This window comes from Bacillus sp. MYb56, assembly GCF_002976445.1.
In the GTDB taxonomy this organism is placed as follows: Bacteria; Bacillota; Bacilli; order Bacillales; family Bacillaceae_G; genus Bacillus_A; species Bacillus_A mycoides.
This window is the reverse complement of record NZ_PCOH01000005.1, coordinates 80,931-99,403: the sequence shown is the minus strand read 5'-3', so window position 1 is coordinate 99,403 and position 18,473 is coordinate 80,931. Positions and strand designations below refer to the sequence as shown.

Sequence of the window (18,473 nt, the reverse complement as noted above, 5' to 3'; positions counted from 1 at the left end):
TGCCTCTTTGTTATTCATCAATTCGAATTACTTCACCCTGCGGGAAATTCTCAGTTTCTAGTAAGTTACGAATAGCTTTCGCAACATATTCAGGTGACAGCAGCTTTCCTTCTTCTTTTAATGCGGTGAATCGATCTAAGTTAATAAAGTCTTCCTTATTTGTTTCACGAATTTGTGCTTGCATATTTGTATCAACAACACCGGGTGCGAAAGCGACAGTTTTTACAGGATATTCTTTCTCCACTTCTTCAGTAGCTACGCACTGTGTAAACATATTTACACCGGCTTTCGTTGTACAATAAGCTCCCCATCCGAAATAAGGATTTTTTCCTGCTCCAGATGAAATATTTATAATGCGTTTTTCTACTTTCCAGTCTTTCGTATGTTTCATGAAAGTGGAAGTAAGAATCATTGGTGCGATTAAATTAATATGAACGTTCGTAATGAATTGTTCACTTTCTGACTTTTCAATAGGTTTCATTGGTGCAAGTGTTCCTGCATTATTAATTAAATGAATCGATGAGACATTGTCTTTTTGAATAGATGAAAAGACTTCGTTAAAATGAGTTTCTAAATTATGTACATCTTGAAGATCTATGGAATGGAAAATATAATTGCTGTCGTTTTGCTCTGCGAGTTTTGCAAGCTGTTTATTTTCTCTCCTAGAAATAGAGATAACGGTTGTATTTTCTTCTAACAATTGCACGGCGATTGCCTCACCTAAACCTTGTGAAGTTCCTGTTACGATAACGTAGCGCATAGTATAGTAAACTCCTCTCCATATATGTGGAATTTTGTTGGACAACGTACATTATATAGTTTGTCTACATTTTATAGTATAGAGCACTTTTTACTATAAATGAAATGAGATGATTGTGTGCCTTTTATGAATCGTTTTACAACAACAGTAACTGGTGCTGTCACGTTCACTGGGAACACGTTGGGACTAAGTCCTACATCACCTGCACCAAACAATAACTTCGGCACGATTGATGTGTTTACAACGATAAATACATCGCTTCAAGTGCCTGGATTCCCGGCAGGAACAACGAATGACTGGCCATTAAATTCTTCAAGTGCAATTTTGAACCTTCCAGCAGGGAGTAGTGTTTTATACGCAGAACTAGTATGGGCCGGCACATACCGGACCGATACAGAGGATGTTACAGCATTTTTAAATGATAATATTTCATTTACAACACCAGCAGGAACATTTTCTGTTGCACCAGATCCTGCAACTGCGCAGCAAGGTTCAGTTGGGAACCAGTTTTATTATGTTCGCTCTGCTAATGTAACGAATCTTGTTAATACAGGTGGGGCAGGCACATATACAACAGGTGCCGTGCCAGCTGCAAGAACTTCAGCTGATCCAACAATCAGTCGTTCAGCTGGCTGGACGCTTGAGGTAGTTTATCAAAATGCAAGTTTACCACTTCGGAATTTGTCAGTATATGCAGGTCAAGAGATTATCGATGCTTCATCCCCGCCAGTTGATGCTACTATTTCAGGGTTTGCTACTCCGGCAACAGGAGCTGTTACAGGAAGAGTGCTCGTAACTGCTCAAGAAGGTGATTCTAACATTGTTGGAGATCAGCTTCGCTTTGGACCGAATGCAAATGCTACAGTCGCATTATTCGGTCCGAGAAACCCCGCGAATAATTTCTTTCAATCACAAATTTGTAATGATAGTGGCAATCTAGATACGAGCGGCACATTTGGAGATTTGAATCAGCCGTTAGGAATCGCTTTAGCGGTCCGAAGACAAGGGTGGGATATTACGAATGTAGATGCCTCATCTTCTTTAGTAAACAATCAAACGTCAGCAACTGTTCGCTTTGTCACAAATGGAGATGGATACGCTGCAGCTGGTTTTGGTGTTCAAATTGATGCGACAGGTCCAATCATTAATCCTGTTAAATCGGTTAATAGAACAGTTGCAGGGGTAGGGGATACTCTCACCTATACGATTACGGTCCCGAACACAGGAACAGGAAGTGCAGAAAACGTTGTATTACAAGATAGTATTCCGAACGGAACGACATTTGTAGCTGGTAGTGTAACGGTAGGTGGAGTAACACAACCGAGTGCGAATCCAGCGAATGGAATTAATTTAGGTACAATCCCAAATAACACGCAAAGAATTGTTACATTTCAAGTTCGAATAACATCGTTCCCGAACCCAAACCCTATTCCAAATCGTGCAATGGTGTCATACCAATTCCGTCCTTTTGTTGGAAGTCCTCCTATCACAAGTACAGCTTCTTCAAATACAGTACAGACGACGGTAAATCGCGCAAATGTAAGTTTGCAAAAATCTGTAGATTTACAGACGGCAACACTTAATGATGTATTAACGTACACAGTTAATGTGACGAATAATGGGAATGTCGCTGCAAATAATGTGATTTTTGTTGATAGTATACCTGCTGGAACAACGTTTGTAACAAATAGTGTTACGGTAAATGGAGTAGCTCGACCAGGAGCGAATCCAGCAAGTAGTATTAATCTTGGAAGTATTAATGCTTCGCAAACGACTGTAGTACGCTTTCAAGTTCGAGTGACATCTAATCCTCTTGTAAATCCAATTCCGAACCGTGCAAGTGCAACGTTTAACTTTATTCCGGTTCCTGGTCAACAACCGGTTTCAGGCCAAGCGACAAGTAATACAGTATTTACTACAATAAATATAGCCGATATAAGAACGAGAAAAACAGTAGATAGAGCTTTTGCGACAATTAATGACGTTCTTACGTATACCGTTATAATTGAAAATACAGGAAATGTACTGGCGACGAACGTTATTTTTCAAGATCCAACCCCAATTGGAACGACTTTTATACCAAATAGTGTAACTGTTGATGGAGTTTCGCAACCTGGGGCAAATCCAGCGACTGGGTTTACGGTAGCGAATATATCTCCAGGTGGAAGTAGAACGGTGACTTTTCAAGTACGAGTTACATCTACCCCATCAGGAGGCACGATTGCGAATCGCGGTAATGTAGCTGCTAATTTCGTCGTTATTCCGAATCAACCGCCAGTAACGATTAATAGGCAAACGAATACCGTTGTAACACAAGTTAATACAGGTGGTTTAAATGTAATAAAAGAAGTAAATACAGCTCAAGCGGCAGTAGGTGATACTTTAACATACACGATTGCCGTCCAAAATACAGGTAACGTTCCGTTAACAAATGTATTTTTCCAAGACACTACTTCTTCAGCGGTTTCTTTCGTTGCAAACTCTGTAACAATTAATGGAACACCACAAAGTGGACTAAATCCAAATTCAGGATTTTCTCTTCCGAATATCTCTGCGGCTCAGACAGTTGTAGTTACATTTGAAGTATTAATTGAGCAGGATCCGCCAAATGAAGATATTTTAAATCAAGCAAATGTAACAGCAAGTTTTCAAGTGAATCCGAGCGAACCGCCAGTAACAATTAATGTTCCTAGTAACATTGTGAATACAACTGTACAATCAGGGAATTTTGAAATTGTGAAATCAGTCAATACGGATGTTGCAACGGTAGGGGATGTTTTAGTATATACAATCGAAGTCATAAATGCAGGTAGTGTACCAGCTACAAATGTATTTTTCCAAGATTCAATTCCACAAGGGACATTATTTATTGAAAACAGTGTATTTGTTAATGGTGTTTTACAAGAAGGGGCAGATCCAGAACTTGGATTCCCATTAAATAATTTGCCTACTGGCGCGAGTGTAATTGTTACGTTTGAAGTATTAATTGATGAAATTCCCCAAGGAAATAATGTCGTAAATAATGCGAATGTAACTGGAGATTTCCTTGTAAATCCAACAGAGCCACCGATTACTGTAACAGTACCAAGTAATACTATTATGACAGTGGTGAATTCTTCAGGGTTAAATGTAATGAAGAGCGTAAGCGCTACTGAAGCAGGAGTAGGAGATACGTTAACGTATACAGTTCGTATACAAAATAGTGGAACGGTAGCAGCGACAAATGTGTCATTCCTTGATCCAATTCCATCTGGAACAACGTTTGTTGCGAATAGTGTAACAATAAACGGGATATCTCAACCCGGTTTAAACCCAACAACTGGATTTCCACTTGCTAATATTCCAGTAGGAGGGATGGTAACAGTTACTTTTCAAGTGACGATCACGAGTGTACCACCAAATAGAGTTCTTCCGAATAATGCGAATGTAACTGCGGATTTCCAAGTAAGTCCTCTCCAGCCACCAATTACAATTGTAACGATTAGTAATATTGTTGTGACGCGAGTGAATGTAGGATCAATTAATGTAATAAAGAGTGTAAACACACCGCAAGCAGGTGTAGGAGATACGTTAACGTATACGATTCTTATTCAAAATACAGGAACTGTTCCTGCAACAAATATTATTTTTCAAGATCCGATTCCTGTTGGAACTGCGTTTGTAGCGAATAGTGTCACGATAAATGGAGTTGTTCAGCAAGGTGCAGACCCTGTGGTAGGTTTTCCAGTTCCGAATATTCCAGTTGGGCAAACCGTTACAGTTACGTTTCAAGTTATAGTGACGAGTGTCCCGAGTGGTGGAAATATTAGAAACCAATCAAACGTTACTGCAAGTTTTCTTATAAATCCAGCTAATCCTCCAATAACGACTGTTACGAATAGCAATTTCGTCGTGACGCAAGTAAACACAGCACAGTTAAATATACAAAAATCTTCATCTGTACAACAAGCGGCACTTGGAGAAATCTACACGTATTCTGTTGTCATTAGAAATAATGGAACGGTAACAGCAACGAATGTCTCTTTCATTGATCCAATTGCTCCAGAAACAACATTTGTAGCAAATAGTGTAACGATAAATGGAACTCCTCAACCTGGATTTGATCCAAATATAGGTTTTACGCTTCCTAATATAGCTGCTGGCACATCATTGACTGTAGCGTTCCAAGTAACAGTAGTTGCGCCATCCACGCGTGGAGCCGTACTAAACACGGCAGCTGCTACGGCCACTTTTTTATTAAATCCTTTACAGCCCCCTGTAACAACGACAAATTCAAGTAATACGACAGTAGTTACGATACCGTTACCTCCTCCTGGTGAAGTAACAGCAACCAAAACAGTTGACGTTGCAACTGGAGCGGTTGGGGATGTATTAACGTATACCGTGCTAATTTCAAACATAGGAATTATACCTGTTACAGATGTGTTCTTCCAAGATGTCATACCAGAAGGAACGACATTTGTAGAAGATAGTGTAACGATAGGTGGGGTGCAGCAACTTGGTTTAAATCCAGAAATAGGATTTACAGTTACTCCATTATTAATTAATGGTGGAAGTATTGAGGTAACGTTCCGAGTGACGATTACAGAAATTCCAGATAATGAAGTCATATTAAATGATGCAGACGTTACATTTACTTCACAACCAAATCCGCAGGAACCACCGATTACGGAAACGATATTAACAAATTTAGTCGTTACGACAATTAATATAGCGTTTATTTTTCCGTTAAAACTAGTAGATAAAGAAGTAGCGACTGTAGGAGAAATTTTAACGTATGATGTATTGATTTTTAATTTTGGAACAGTGGCAGCGACGAATGTTCAATTTATAGATACTACTTCCGCGGGTGTAGCATTTGTACCAGGAAGTGTGAGCATAAACGGGGTACCAGCACCAGGATTAGATCCTTTTATCGGTTTTACAGTTCCAGATATACCTGTAGATGATTTTGTACTTGTCACATATCAAGAGATGGTAACGAGCATACCAGAAGGTGGAACAGTTGTTAACTTTGTAGATGTTACGGCTACATTTGCTGTAAGTGAAACAGAGCCGCCTATTACTGAAACAACGACAAGTAACACGACATTAACCGAAATAAATGAACCTGGTTTGAATGTTTTAAAATCAGTAAGTGAGCCAATTGTTGCAGTAGGCGATACAATCACATATACGACAGTAGTTCAAAATACAGGGACAGTGACAGCGACGAATATTCAATATAGTGATGTATTACCTTCCTCTATAGCATTCGTGCCGAATAGTGTAACGATAGGTGGTGTGATACAACCTGGGTTCAATCCTAATAATGGATTCCCACTTCCAGATATAAATTCAGGGGGAAGTGTAGAAGTCACATTCCAAGTAACCGTTGTTAGTGTTCCATCAAACGGAACAATTGCCAATACGGCAAATGTTACTGGAAGCTTTATATTAGTACCAGGAGAACCACCAGTTATAGTAAATCAGCCAAGTAACACAACGCTCACAACTGTAAATAGAGGACGCTTTAATGTTATTAAACAAGTCAATAGAGCTGCTACCTTAGTTGGAGATGTATTAACGTATACAGTGCAAATAACGAATACAGGAACAGTAACAGCTAACGATGTTCAGTTTATTGATACGATTTCAGCAGGAGCGTCATTTGTACCAAATAGTGTAACGGTAAATGGAACTCTGCAACCTGGTTTGAATCCGATTACTGGGTTTGGAATTGGCGATATACTTGTTGGCAATACGACTATAGTGACGTTCCAAGCGATAGTGACAAATATTCCATCTTCAGGAACGATAACGAATGTTGCAAATATAACAGGAAGTTTTACTTTAGTACCAGGAGAACCACCAGTTGTAGTAACAGAGCCGAGTAATACGACAATAACAAGGGTAAATAGAGGGCGATTCAATGTTATAAAAACTGTCAACAAACAGGCGACACGATTAGGAGATACGTTAACGTATAGTGTGCAAGTTACAAATACAGGAACGGTAACAGCGACAAATGTGCAATTTATTGACGTTCCATCACCTAGTTTAGAATTCGTTCCAGGGAGTGTACAGATAAATGGGATTCCACAAGTAGGTTTAGATCCTTTTGTAGGCTTTTCATTACCGGATCTTGCAGTAGGAGATAGCATACTAATCACATTTGAAGTAAATGTAATCGTAATTCCGCCTTCTAGTAGCATTATGAATACAGTGAGAGTAACTGGAGATTTTGAATTGATTCCAGGAGAACCACCGTTTACAATTACGAATTCAAGTAATACGACAGTCACACCAGTAAATAGAGGCAGTTTAGATATGCTGAAAGAAGTAGATCATTCAATTGTTGGAGTAGGAGAAACGGTAACGTACCGTGTTCGCATATTAAATACTGGTACGGCTGATGCAATGAATGTTCAATTTATTGATGTGTTATCTCCGGAAGCGGCTTTTGTACCAAATAGTGTAACGGTAAATGGAGTAGCACGTCCAGGAGTAAATCCGCAGGTTGGATTTACGATTTTAGACATTCCAGTCGGTGAGACGGCGATAGTAACATATGAAGCTACAATTACAAGTTTTCCAGATGGTGGTACAGTAGTGAACGTTGCTGGGGCATCGGCAGAATATATTTTAGTACCAGGGGAACCGCCAGTTACAGTGATGGACACGAGTAATACAGTTATTGTAACGGTAAATACTGCAATCTTATTTGTTGCAAAAGGAGCAAACTTTGAAGTAGCAATGGTAGGAGATGTTGTCACTTACGGAATTGCTGTTATAAATGATAGTACAGTTCCTGTGACGAATATTATTTTAACAGACATCATTGACCCAAATACGTTATTTATAAATGGCACGGTAACGGTAAATGATGTACCTTTTCCATTTGCCAATCCGAATACCGGTATCCTTTTAGGTGATTTTCAGCCGAATGATGCAGCAATTATTAATTTCCAAGTTGTAATAACAGGAGGGCAAATAAATAACTTAGTAACAAATACAGCTACAGCGAATGGGCTTGCAACTGTAAATCCTAATGAGCCGCCAGTAGTAGTTGAAGGCGATAGTAATACAGTTGTTATCCCGTTTATTCCTCAAAATGTTTCAACAACAGTCGTAAAAACGGCAGATCTTCAATCAGCAACAATTGGAGATGTTATTACGTTTACGACAGTTATTACGAATACGGGGGATACAGCGATACAAAATATTCGTTTTCAAGATATGTTAGATAGTAGTTTTCGATTTGTTCCTGGAAGTGTAACTGTTGATAATACGCCAGTGCCAAATGTAAGCCCAGTATCAGGGTTTCTTATAGGAAGTTTAAATCCAGGTGAAGCACGGACAGTTTCGTTCCAAGTAACAGTTCAGAGTGCACCAAGTGGTTCAGGAAATTATATTAATCAAGCGAGTATTCGCTTCGAACATCAAGTAGGCACAGTATTGCCACCTGTTACACAAATAATAGATAGTAACATAGTTGTCATTCCATTTGTTCCAACTATAGAACAAATTTGTGAAACAAACTTTAATTGTTTAGACAAAATTCCATTTCACTGTTCTCCGTGTAATCAGTTGCGAATAAATAAAAAATAAACACAAAAAGAGCATCCTGAAAGAATAGGATGCTCTTTTTGTTTAGATCAAGTAGCTTCTTCTTCGGGAGAAGTGAAAAATTCGTTGACTTTGTTGGAGAGTAGAAATGGAATAGCTCCTTTTATAACGGAAATGTCCCAGTCCCACCATGCAAGGTTTTCTAGTTTTTCAATGATTTCTTGCGGAAAACGATATCGAACTAGTTTGGCAGGATTACCAGCGACGATTGCATATGGAGGTACGTCTTTTGTAACAACACTCTTGGCCCCGATAATGGCCCCGTTACCAATTGTAACACCAGATAAAATGCAGGATTGATAACCAATCCATACATCATTGCCGACTACGATATCACCTTTTGAAGAAGGATGACCAGTAATGTGTGCTCCTTCTTCGAAGAGGACATTAAATGGATAAGTTGTTATCCAATCAGCACGATGTTCACCGCCAAGTACGAAAACGACTTCTTCTCCTAATGAACAAAACTTACCTATTTTTAATTTTGTTTCATCATTCCAAGAAAAAATAATAGGGCCTACTTTACTGTAAGTATAATCACCGATATCATATTTATTATATTCAGGTTTTTGATTTAAATATAACATACCAATTTTAGCATCCTCTCTAAAGAAAGTAATGGATATGGAACATTATATGTAAGGTGAAGTAAGGCGAACTATGTTGTATGAAATGGTAATGTGCAAAAATGTTAGTAGGCAAGATGAATAAAAGGGAGTGAAATGTATGAGATACGAAATGGGATTATATAATAAACCTTTTCAGTCGATTCAATTAGGAAAAAAAGTATATGAAGTACGCTTATACGATAAAAAACGTCAACTTATAAAACAAGACGATGAAATTGTATTTACGAACCTTACGACAGCAGAAACGATGGCTGTAAAAGTAACGGAGATAAAACGATACGAAAGCTTTAAAGCAATGTACGAACAAATTGATAAAAAATTATTTGATTGTGAAGAACTTAGTATAAAAGAAATGTTAGAAAGTACATACGGAATATATACGAAAGAACAAGAAAAAGAATGGGGAACAGTTGCGATTGGTGTTGAGGTAATAAAGTGAGAAGAAATCGCGGTGCAGCTATAATTATACAAGGTGGTAAAATCGCTCTTATAAAACGTGTTCGAGAAGGTGAGATGTATTTTGTTTTTCCAGGCGGGGGAATTGAAGAAGGAGAAACGCCTGAAGAAGCAACGAAGCGAGAGGTTTATGAAGAATTAGGGGTACATATACAAGTGGAGCATCTGATTGCAAAGGTGGAGTATAAAGGTACGGAGTATTATTATAATGCCCATATTATAGGTGGAGTTTTCGGAAGTGGTAAAGGCGAGGAGTTCGAGCTGAAAGATAGAGGGAGTTATATTCCTTTATGGATGCCGGTAAATGAGTTGCCAAATTTAAATGTAAAACCTTATGATGTGGCCAAATGTGTATTTGATTATTATGGAATATAAGGTCTGACAACATACAAAAAAAACCATTGACATAGCCTTCTGATTTAAGTATTGTATTCGAGTATGTTTATAATCAGGAGGTTTATATGAGCAATCAAACTACTACACATCATGTGAAAATGACAACAGCAGATCCATCTGGAATCGGTCTATTTGGATTAGCGATGGTAACACTTGTAGCATCGTCTCAAAAGTTAGGCTTAACAGATGGCGTTTCACTTGTATTACCATGGGCAATCTTTTTAGGAGGATTTGCACAAATCTTTGCATGCATTCACGATGCAAAGCACAACAATACGTTCGGTACAACAGCATTTGGTGCGTACGGCCTATTTTGGTTAGGTGTTGGAATGACTTGGTTAATTCAACTTGGAGTATTTGGCGAAAAATTAGCCCAAACTGCAGATTCAAAACAGCTCGGTGTAGCCTTTATCGGATACTTGATTTTCACGATCTTTATGACAATTGGTGCAATGGAAACACATAAAGTATTATTTATGATTTTCGTCCTTATTGATTTCTTATTTATCGGTCTTTCATTAAGTACTTTAGGTGTTATGCCGCACGCAATGCATAATTTAGCAGCGTATTCTGAACTATGTATTTCATTATTATCTTTCTATGGTTCAGCAGCAGCTGTGTTAAATACACACTTCGGAAAAGTTGTATTACCAGTTGGAAAACCCTTTGGTATTTTTAAAAAGTAATAAAAAAGAACAGATGATTGTATAGTCATCTGTTCTTTTTTTTATGGAATAAAATAAAATAGCAAAAAATATAATTGAAATTGATTCTCATTATTAATATAATGAGAATGAGAATCATTTATTGTAAGAGGGGGATGCCAAAGTGGCGAAAATTTTAATAGCGTATGCAAGTATGTCAGGGAATACAGAGAGTATTGCTGATTTAATTAAAGTAAGTTTAGATGCCTTTGATCATGAAGTAGTATTACAAGAGATGGAAGGTATGGATGCTGAAGAATTATTAGCTTATGATGGAATCATTTTAGGATCTTATACGTGGGGTGATGGTGAATTACCATTTGAAGCGGAAGATTTCCATGATGAGTTAGAAAATATAGATTTAACGGGTAAAAAAGTGGCTGTTTTTGGATCAGGTGATACGGCGTATGAGCTGTTTTGTGAAGCGGTAACGATATTTGAAGAACGTCTTGTAAAATGTGGGGCAGAACTTGTACAAGAAGGATTGAAAATTGAATTAGCTCCAGAAGATAAAGAAGACGTTGAAAAATGCAGTGATTTTGCAATTGCTTTTGCCGAGAAGTTCTAGGAACGGGAGTGTCAACGTGGAAACAATGTTAAGTGCAACTGCTATTACAAAGTTAAGAGATGGAAAGCTTTTGTTAGCTACTACATATAATGGTTTATTCATTGAAAAAGATGGAGAATGGAAACAGGCTTTAACTGGTTTCCAAAAACGAATTCGAGATTTACATAGTGAAGGTAACGTAGTTTACGGAGTAGGAGACGAAGGAGTTTTTATTCGTAGTATGAATGGTGGAGAAACGTGGACGATCCAGCGCTTTCCAACGAAAGCAACGAGCTGGAATGTATGTAGTAATGAGAATGGAACAGTAATTGCTCATGGAGATAAAACACTGTATCATTCTAATAATTTTGGTTCCACATGGGAGACTATTCAGCCATTTCTTAATTACGGTAGTGAGGCACCATCTATTCGATCATTATTTTTATATAAACATTACTTATTTATCGGTACGAAAATACATACTAAATATGGTGGTGTTTGGCTTTTTGATTTAGAGACACGTAAATTAAAAAGGATTAAAATAGCGATGAATCAGATGATTTCTGCGTTGACTATACATAATTCCTATTTAGTAGCGGCAAGGGGATTAGCGGAAATATTTCTTTTTGCAGAATAAATGAGAGTATCGAAAGTGATAAAATAGGTTGGCATACATGTCAAAGTGAACAAAAAGCGAGTAGTTATTTAGATTTAAGTGTGGATCAACATGTGTTATATACAACGTCAACGCAAAATAAGGCGGGAATTAGCACTGTTTGCCGTGTGCTTCTTGAAGAAGGAATTGTTACAGTATGTGATTCGGTTAAAGGGCATGGTTGGCGCATTGTTAATGAAAAAGAAGGCTATGTTGTAGCTGGATCAGGTGAATTAAAAACGATGCAGTGGAAAAAAAAAGCTGTATAACTTTAAAAAAACTTTACTTTTATTATATTGGTATGATATAGTTACTTTAAACCATTTTACTTTTAATAATATAGAGATTTAAATGAGCTGTAACTTCCGAGGAGGATAGCAATGTTAAATCTCCTCTGGGGTTGCAGTTTTTTAATATATGATGTATTATTGTAAAGTGGTTGAAAATGAATATGTACATATAGGTACATTGTAGGAGGATTTTTTAAATGCAAAACGGTAAAGTAAAATGGTTTAACGCAGAAAAAGGTTTCGGTTTCATCGAGGTTGAAGGCGGAGAAGACGTATTCGTTCATTTCTCAGCTATCCAAGGCGACGGCTTCAAATCTTTAGAAGAAGGTCAAGAAGTTACTTTCGAAGTAGAACAAGGTAACCGTGGACCTCAAGCTACAAACGTAAACAAGAAGTAATTATGAAAAAAAGAAGGGCTTGCCCTTCTTTTTTTTGCGTTTTTATTGAATATCCTCCTATGTACATGTAATAATAAGACTGAATTTTTGATTTTTATGCGAAGTTTTTCATGCATAAAGTGCATTAATAAATAAATACTGAAAATAAAGTATGTGTGTGAAAAGGAATTTAGAAAGAGGTAAATAAATTGAAAAACGCTACACACTTCATTGTGTTTGATATTGAAAGGAATTTTAGGCCGTATAAATCAGAAGATCCGTCAGAAATAGTTGATATTGGAGCTGTAAAAATAGATGTGAGTACAATGAAGGTTATTGGAGAATTTTCAGAGTTAGTAAAACCAAGTGCCCCATTAACTCGTCATACAACAAAATTAACTGGAATTACAAAGAAAGATTTAATAGGTGTAGGGAATTTCCCTCAAATTATAGAGAAATTTATTCAGTTCATCGGAGAAGATTCAATATTTGTTTCATGGGGAAAAGAAGATTACCGTTTTCTATCTCAAGATTGTACATTATACGGTGTAGAATGCCCATGTATGGAAAAAGAGAGTAGATTTGATGTGCAAAAATTTGTTTTTCAGGCGTATGAAGAATTATTTGAGCATACACCAAGTTTACAATTAGCAGTGGATCAGCTCGGCTTAACGTGGGAAGGGAAGCAGCACCGGGCTTTAGCAGATGCTGAGAATACAGCAAATATCTTTCTGAAAGTATATGGCGAGAGAGATATTAACAAGCGATACAAGAGACATGGTGAGCTTGAACTTGTAAAGAACGGAAAACTAACAGAAAAAGCGAAAAAAAGGATGCGGAAATGGGTGTTTAAAGAACTGAGAAAAAATACAGAGCGTCCTTTTGTATGGAGTGCATTTGAAAGTAGTGACACGTGGGAAGGTATAACGGAAAGATATTATATAAGTGAATCAGCAGTAGAACTTCTGAAAAAACACTTTCCTACTGCGGTGAGAAAAGCGGAGCGGCAGCTTAGGTATTTGGCTGAGATGGAGAAAGTAGTAGAAGAAAGTTAGTAATAAAATTTATTTTATTCATATGTACAACTAGACTTCAGGATTAAGTTGCTGAAGTTTAGTTGGAAAATTCACGGCTTGTCCTGTATTGTTAATGGAATATTTTGTTGTTTTTAGTACGGATATACATAGAAAAGAGTGTAGTTTAATGGAAGCAATCTTTAACATTTTAACCGTTTTAGTTTTTTTGATAATATTTACCACACTATTTGCACTAATTACACTTCCTTTCATAGCAAAGAAGAAGAATTGGAAAAAGCTTAATATATCTTTAGCTCGTGGTGTATTAAAGATTAAAATCGAAGAGTAAGGTAAGAGTCTTATACAAGGGAGGTGTGATAGTGATAGACTTGGAAATCAAAGATGTCACCGTACAGATGGAATTAAATGGTGTCTTTTGGAATGAGGATGGAATTGCTGAAATGATGGTGACTACAAAAGCGGAGCATTCTCTTATTCTTCGTCTAGTAGTTGACTTAGAAAGTAAAACGATTCGTGCGATGAATGCCGAGATAGTGGGTGGGTTCTGTCCTCTATGTAAACAGAAAAGGAACGAATGTAGTGAACTTAATGACGTGCAAAATAAAATGGATATTTTAGAAGAAGCCTACGATTGGGTGAGAGAGCATCCGGAATATCGTTTTCAATTATCTTTTTACGAGTACAATAAATTTGAGGTAGTAAAGTGAAATTTTCATTTTAACAACATACATAATGACTAAAAGGAAAAACACCAAAAACTTATAGAAGGACTTGGTCAACTAGGAATATTGAAGTAGATGTCTCTCATGGAAATACGCTTGTACAACAAGGAAGGAATCGGCTTGATTCTACAAGAAATGTCATCTTGGAGCAAAAATATTTTTTGAAAATAAGCATATTTGTTATAAAGAAGAAAAACCGATTCTTAGTAGAATCGGTTTTTAGTATAAATGTCAACTATGTCCCAAATAAAAGAGCGCTTGTTAATAGAGCTCAGTAAAAATAGGTATATGGAAGCATTTATTCGATCCCATTCGGATCATAAGAATACTGCTGTTTATTCTCAATCCGCTCAATTACGTCTTGTAATTCATCCGGCTTCAAAAACTCAATTGGAGAGAAGCCTTTCTCAAACGTAAGTGTATCAGCCTCAATCATTAATACATATCGGTCGTTTACCTTTGCAATATGTATTAGGTCTCCGAAATCAGCAAGCAAAGCCTTCACAGAGATATGATCTGCTTTTAGCTTTAATTCCACTTCAGGGGCGTGCTCGACGATTTGAGCGGTAGCTTCCATTACTTCTTCTGTTGAAAATTGTTCCATAATTTCGCGTTTCGGACTGGCAGCCCATACTTCCATCGCTTGGTCGAACTGTTCACGTTCTTCAGTACCTTCTTCAAATACATCTTCAATTTGGTCGTATACCATGTCCATTACTTGTGTTTTCATAATTTCAGGCATAGAGCGTTCGTATTCGACGAATTTTAAGAAGTCTTCAAAGTAGCGAGCGTGTGATGCTTGGTGTATTTTTAGTTCGCCAGGCTCCACCATACCTTCTTCAGGCATGTATGGGTACTGGATAGATTTCATATTCTTTGTTGTGATGGCCATTTCAACGTTACGAATAAGTGTTGATTCATCAGAAATGGAAGCAACCTTTGGTTCGAAGTCACATTTCATTACGAATACGAATGGATCATCAAAGTATTTGCGTAGTTTTGCTTGAGCGATTAAAAACACACCACCACGTACAGCGCTTGTGTCAAGGTATGTATAAACGAGAGGTTCGCTCATATCTTTGAAGTTTTCTTTTGTTTCTGCAAAGCGAATACGATTAAATAAGTTGTAATGAGGGTTTGAATCGAGTTCATGCCCTTCTTCTACAATAAAGCGACCGATCTTCGTTGGGGCTTGTTCTGCTTTTGCGTGACGTTCTACTTTTCGCTTTGAAATTTTTAATAATTCACCATTCAAAAATTCTTTTAAAGAGCTATCTTCATACTCTTCAGCGTCTAATGTTTGAAAATGTTTATAGCGCTTATCAACTGCTTCACCTTTTCCTTCTACTTGTACTACATAAAAGGAAAGAAAATTTATTTCAAAATCCATATTTATCACCTTGTTTCATTTCATTAACTCTTATCAGTATAGAGATGGAAAAAACTTTCGTCAATTTATATAAGGAAGGGGGAGCCCCTTCCTTATATATTTGTTATTTTCGAAATTAAAATCCGTCTTCTAATGCTGAAAATGGAATATTTAGCCTATTTTCTACTGTACGTAAACGCTGATTTAAGCGGTTTAATCTACGCGTATGACGCTCAACTGTGTTTTCTAGTTGACGTACTCTTTGCTCAAGCTCATTTACTCGTCTTTCTAATTGACGGTTTCCAGTACCAGGGAAAGAGATTGGAAGTTGAAATTGTCGATTTTGATCATATGGATTAAATTGTTCTGTTTGATCTATATATTGTTGGTATTGTGCCTGTAAATCATACTGAGGTTGGTAACCATATTGGTTATATGAATCATAAGGATTGTAGGGATACATAAAAACATCCTCCATTTCTTTATAATAGGTTAAATTCATCATAATGTATGTGCAAAAGCGGAGTAATGGCACGGCAAATACCTATATACACTGAAGCGAATGATTGTTTTTACCTATAAAAGCTCGGTTTAAGTTGTTTAATAATGATCACATATGAAAAATCGGTATTACGGTTTCTAAAGCATGCAGATGAATAGAGAGGTGAAATGAAAGAGTGTTACATTTGTATTTCATCTGTTGAATGGTATATACTGGATGGAGATAGGTTGCATAAAAGTTACAATTTTATCAAACTCGAAAATTTATATAAATATGTATAGACATTTACAAAAGAAAAGAGTAATTTTAATAGAGTAAAAAACAACTTGTAACATTTTCTAAATATATTGTAAAATGATTGTAACAAAAGATACATAAAAATGAAATAATACATAAGAAATAATGTTGGGGAAAAGGAGAGAGTATATTGTTCCGAAAAATAAAGGGTATATTAGTAGGGGTGCTATGCGTAGCTGTAGTAAGTGGTTGTGGTACAAAAGTAAGTGATGTGGCATTAGTAAGTGATTTTGGTGGGAATGTTGTAGAGGCTAAGGCTGATGTACAGGATTCAATTAGCTTAGTGGATGGGCGTACTGGTACTGAAGTGAAAAAAATAGACTTATCGAGTTTAGGTTATTTTGAAGATGAGGCGAAATTCAAAAAATCCGTAACGAAGGTTGCAGGTGAAGTCGGGAAAAGTGTTGACAAAAAGATGGTCCCTTCACGTATAGCATCTGATGGATCATGGCAAGAAGGAAAGCCTTCTTTTGAATTAATGGAAAAAGAATTAGTAGATAAATTATTAAACGTTGGTATGTGGGATTCTTCATATCAGTTACCTATCGTTGAGAAAAAGCCTACCGCAACATTAAGTGATGCGCAAGGAAGTGGCACGGTAATTGGTAGATATGAAACGAATTTAGGTGGATCAGCAGGTGGCCGTATTGAGAATATTCGTTTGTCGGCAGCGAGCATAAATGGAGTTGTATTAGCAAAAGGAGACAGTTTCTCTTTCAATGCATTAATCGGTGATACAACGCCAGATAAAGGATATCAATTAGGTAAAGAAATTGTAGATGGTAAATTAGTAGATGGTTATGGTGGTGGCGTTTGTCAAACATCATCAACGCTATACAATGCAGCAGATCAAGCTGGTTTGAAAATGGTAGAGAGAACTACACATTCTAAAACAGTAGGTTATGTCCCTCAGGGAAGAGATGCTACAATTGCTTATCCATATTTAGACTTAGTATTTGAAAATACGAATGATGCTCCTGTTAAGCTTTATATGGGCATTCAAGGCGGAAAGTTAGTTGCTGAAGTACATAAGATGAAATAAATATGTAGTTAAAGGATAAGAAAGTAAAATATTTATAGTTTCTATAATTGAAGCCATCTCTTCTGAATTTCAGAGGAGATGGCTTTTGTGTACAGTTTATTAAGAATAGTAAATTGATGTATTACTAGTATGTTCGAAAAAGGGTTGAGTTTAATTCTTAGTTTTCCTATTGACATTGTTTAATTTTAACTGTATTCTTCATAATAACAACTAAATAAATGGAAAAATTTATTAGTTTTCTTATCAAGAGAGATGGAGGGACTGGCCCGGTGAAATCTCAGCAACAGGCTAAAAAAGCACTGTGCTAATTCCAGCAAACGTAAAAGGCGTTTGGAAGATGAAGGGAAGTGGATTAACATTCAACTCTTCTTATATGTGTAAGAAGAGTTTTTTGTTTAGAGAGGGGGGATAGAGTGAAATTTGATGTAGCGTATTTTTTAGAAAGTTTTCCGCAATTATTTAAGTATGTATACATAACTTTAGGGATTACTGTAGTTTCAATGATTATTTCTTTCTTTATAGGGATTGGCTTGGCGATCATTACAAAAAACAAAACGAAATTTTTATATCCAATTGCAAGGGTGTATATCTCTTTCTTTAGAGGAACACCGTTATTGGTTCAATTGTTTGTGTTGTACTTCGGATTGCCACAAATATCTCCGGCTTTTACAGTACTTACAGCTATGCAAGCAACTTTAATTGGCCTCAGTTTAAATAATGCTGCTTATTTGTCAGAAATCATTCGAGGTTCATTAAATGCTGTGGAATCAGGGCAAATGGATGCTTGTTTATCAGTTGGAATGACAAAAGCACAAGCGATGCGACAAATTATCTTTCCGCAGGCTATTCGTGTAGCAGTGCCGTCACTTGGAAATAATTTTGTTGGATTGTTAAAAGAATCTTCGTTATCTTTTGCACTTGGAGTGGCTGAAATATTGGCACAAGCGAAAATGCTGGCGGCACAATCGTATCGTTATATGGAAAGCTATTTAGCGGTAGCGATTGTGTATTGGATTATTACAATCGTAATCAGCTGGGGACAGAAAAGGTTGGAGAAGAAACTTGATGCACCGTATTTATAA

The 18,473-nt window shown here is 36.9% G+C and carries 14 protein-coding genes, 1 pseudogene and 1 riboswitch; of the genes and pseudogenes, 11 read left to right on the top strand and 4 right to left on the bottom strand.

The window, feature by feature from the left end; translation table 11 throughout:
• Nucleotides 1-10 precede the first annotated feature (10 nt).
• Nucleotides 11-760 (bottom strand): (S)-benzoin forming benzil reductase, encoded by a 750-nt coding sequence (locus tag CQ058_RS08695; protein WP_002128461.1) that lies wholly within the window; start codon nucleotides 758-760, stop codon nucleotides 11-13.
• Nucleotides 761-877: 117 nt separating this feature from the next.
• Here CQ058_RS08695 and CQ058_RS08690 point away from each other — a divergent pair, with 117 nt between their 5' ends.
• Entirely contained in the window at nucleotides 878-8,350 is a 7,473-nt protein-coding gene (locus CQ058_RS08690) for a DUF7507 domain-containing protein (RefSeq protein ID WP_002192736.1), read from the top strand.
• Nucleotides 8,351-8,397: 47 nt separating this feature from the next.
• On the opposite strand, the gene CQ058_RS08685 is transcribed toward CQ058_RS08690, so the two are convergent.
• Nucleotides 8,398-8,955 (bottom strand): CatB-related O-acetyltransferase, encoded by a 558-nt coding sequence (locus CQ058_RS08685; RefSeq protein WP_002128459.1) that lies wholly within the window; start codon nucleotides 8,953-8,955, stop codon nucleotides 8,398-8,400.
• Nucleotides 8,956-9,094: 139 nt separating this feature from the next.
• Between CQ058_RS08685 and CQ058_RS08680 the strand changes: the two genes are divergently transcribed.
• The 8 genes and pseudogenes from CQ058_RS08680 to CQ058_RS08640 all read left to right on the top strand — a co-directional run bounded on the left by CQ058_RS08680 (nucleotide 9,095) and on the right by CQ058_RS08640 (nucleotide 14,166).
• A complete protein-coding gene (locus CQ058_RS08680) occupies nucleotides 9,095-9,436 on the top strand; it encodes an ASCH domain-containing protein (protein WP_002128458.1) in 342 nt (113 codons plus the stop codon).
• Nucleotides 9,433-9,828 (top strand): NUDIX hydrolase, encoded by a 396-nt coding sequence (locus CQ058_RS08675; protein WP_002128457.1) that lies wholly within the window; start codon nucleotides 9,433-9,435, stop codon nucleotides 9,826-9,828. The genes CQ058_RS08680 and CQ058_RS08675 overlap by 4 nt, the downstream gene beginning before the upstream one ends.
• 86 nt (nucleotides 9,829-9,914) lie before the next feature.
• The gene (locus tag CQ058_RS08670; RefSeq protein ID WP_000070943.1) at nucleotides 9,915-10,535 is read left to right on the top strand and encodes an acetate uptake transporter; all 621 of its coding nucleotides are present in this window, start codon (nucleotides 9,915-9,917) and stop codon (nucleotides 10,533-10,535) included.
• Nucleotides 10,536-10,677: 142 nt separating this feature from the next.
• Nucleotides 10,678-11,121, top strand: a complete 444-nt coding sequence (locus CQ058_RS08665) for a flavodoxin (protein WP_001062757.1) — start codon at nucleotides 10,678-10,680, stop codon at nucleotides 11,119-11,121.
• 16 nt (nucleotides 11,122-11,137) lie between these two features.
• Nucleotides 11,138-12,024: pseudogene (locus CQ058_RS08660) on the top strand (WD40/YVTN/BNR-like repeat-containing protein).
• A gap of 218 nt (nucleotides 12,025-12,242) precedes the next feature.
• The gene (cspB, locus tag CQ058_RS08655; protein ID WP_001179147.1) at nucleotides 12,243-12,443 is read left to right on the top strand and encodes a cold shock-like protein CspB; all 201 of its coding nucleotides are present in this window, start codon (nucleotides 12,243-12,245) and stop codon (nucleotides 12,441-12,443) included.
• A 188-nt stretch (nucleotides 12,444-12,631) separates the two neighbouring features.
• Nucleotides 12,632-13,477 carry an exonuclease gene (locus tag CQ058_RS08650; protein ID WP_002167856.1) on the top strand — a complete coding sequence of 282 codons (846 nt, stop codon included), beginning with the start codon at nucleotides 12,632-12,634 and terminating at the stop codon, nucleotides 13,475-13,477.
• Nucleotides 13,478-13,818: 341 nt separating this feature from the next.
• Nucleotides 13,819-14,166, top strand: coding sequence for a hypothetical protein (locus tag CQ058_RS08640; protein ID WP_002087722.1), 348 nt, complete (start codon nucleotides 13,819-13,821; stop codon nucleotides 14,164-14,166).
• 313 nt (nucleotides 14,167-14,479) lie between these two features.
• Here the strand turns inward: CQ058_RS08640 and CQ058_RS08635 are convergent, their stop codons facing one another.
• Both CQ058_RS08635 and CQ058_RS08630 read right to left on the bottom strand, forming a co-directional pair.
• Nucleotides 14,480-15,571: a DUF3900 domain-containing protein gene (locus tag CQ058_RS08635; protein WP_105589618.1), complete on the bottom strand. Its 1,092-nt coding sequence runs from the start codon at nucleotides 15,569-15,571 to the stop codon at nucleotides 14,480-14,482.
• 115 nt (nucleotides 15,572-15,686) lie between these two features.
• The gene (locus tag CQ058_RS08630; RefSeq protein WP_002190339.1) at nucleotides 15,687-16,013 is read right to left on the bottom strand and encodes a hypothetical protein; all 327 of its coding nucleotides are present in this window, start codon (nucleotides 16,011-16,013) and stop codon (nucleotides 15,687-15,689) included.
• 466 nt (nucleotides 16,014-16,479) lie between these two features.
• Here CQ058_RS08630 and CQ058_RS08625 point away from each other — a divergent pair, with 466 nt between their 5' ends.
• Nucleotides 16,480-17,391, top strand: a complete 912-nt coding sequence (locus tag CQ058_RS08625; RefSeq protein WP_002128453.1) for a VanW family protein — start codon at nucleotides 16,480-16,482, stop codon at nucleotides 17,389-17,391.
• Nucleotides 17,392-17,628: 237 nt separating this feature from the next.
• A riboswitch (SAM riboswitch) is annotated at nucleotides 17,629-17,735 on the top strand.
• A 69-nt stretch (nucleotides 17,736-17,804) separates the two neighbouring features.
• On the top strand, nucleotides 17,805-18,473 hold the full coding sequence (locus CQ058_RS08620; protein WP_002066492.1) for an amino acid ABC transporter permease: 669 nt from the start codon (nucleotides 17,805-17,807) through the stop codon (nucleotides 18,471-18,473).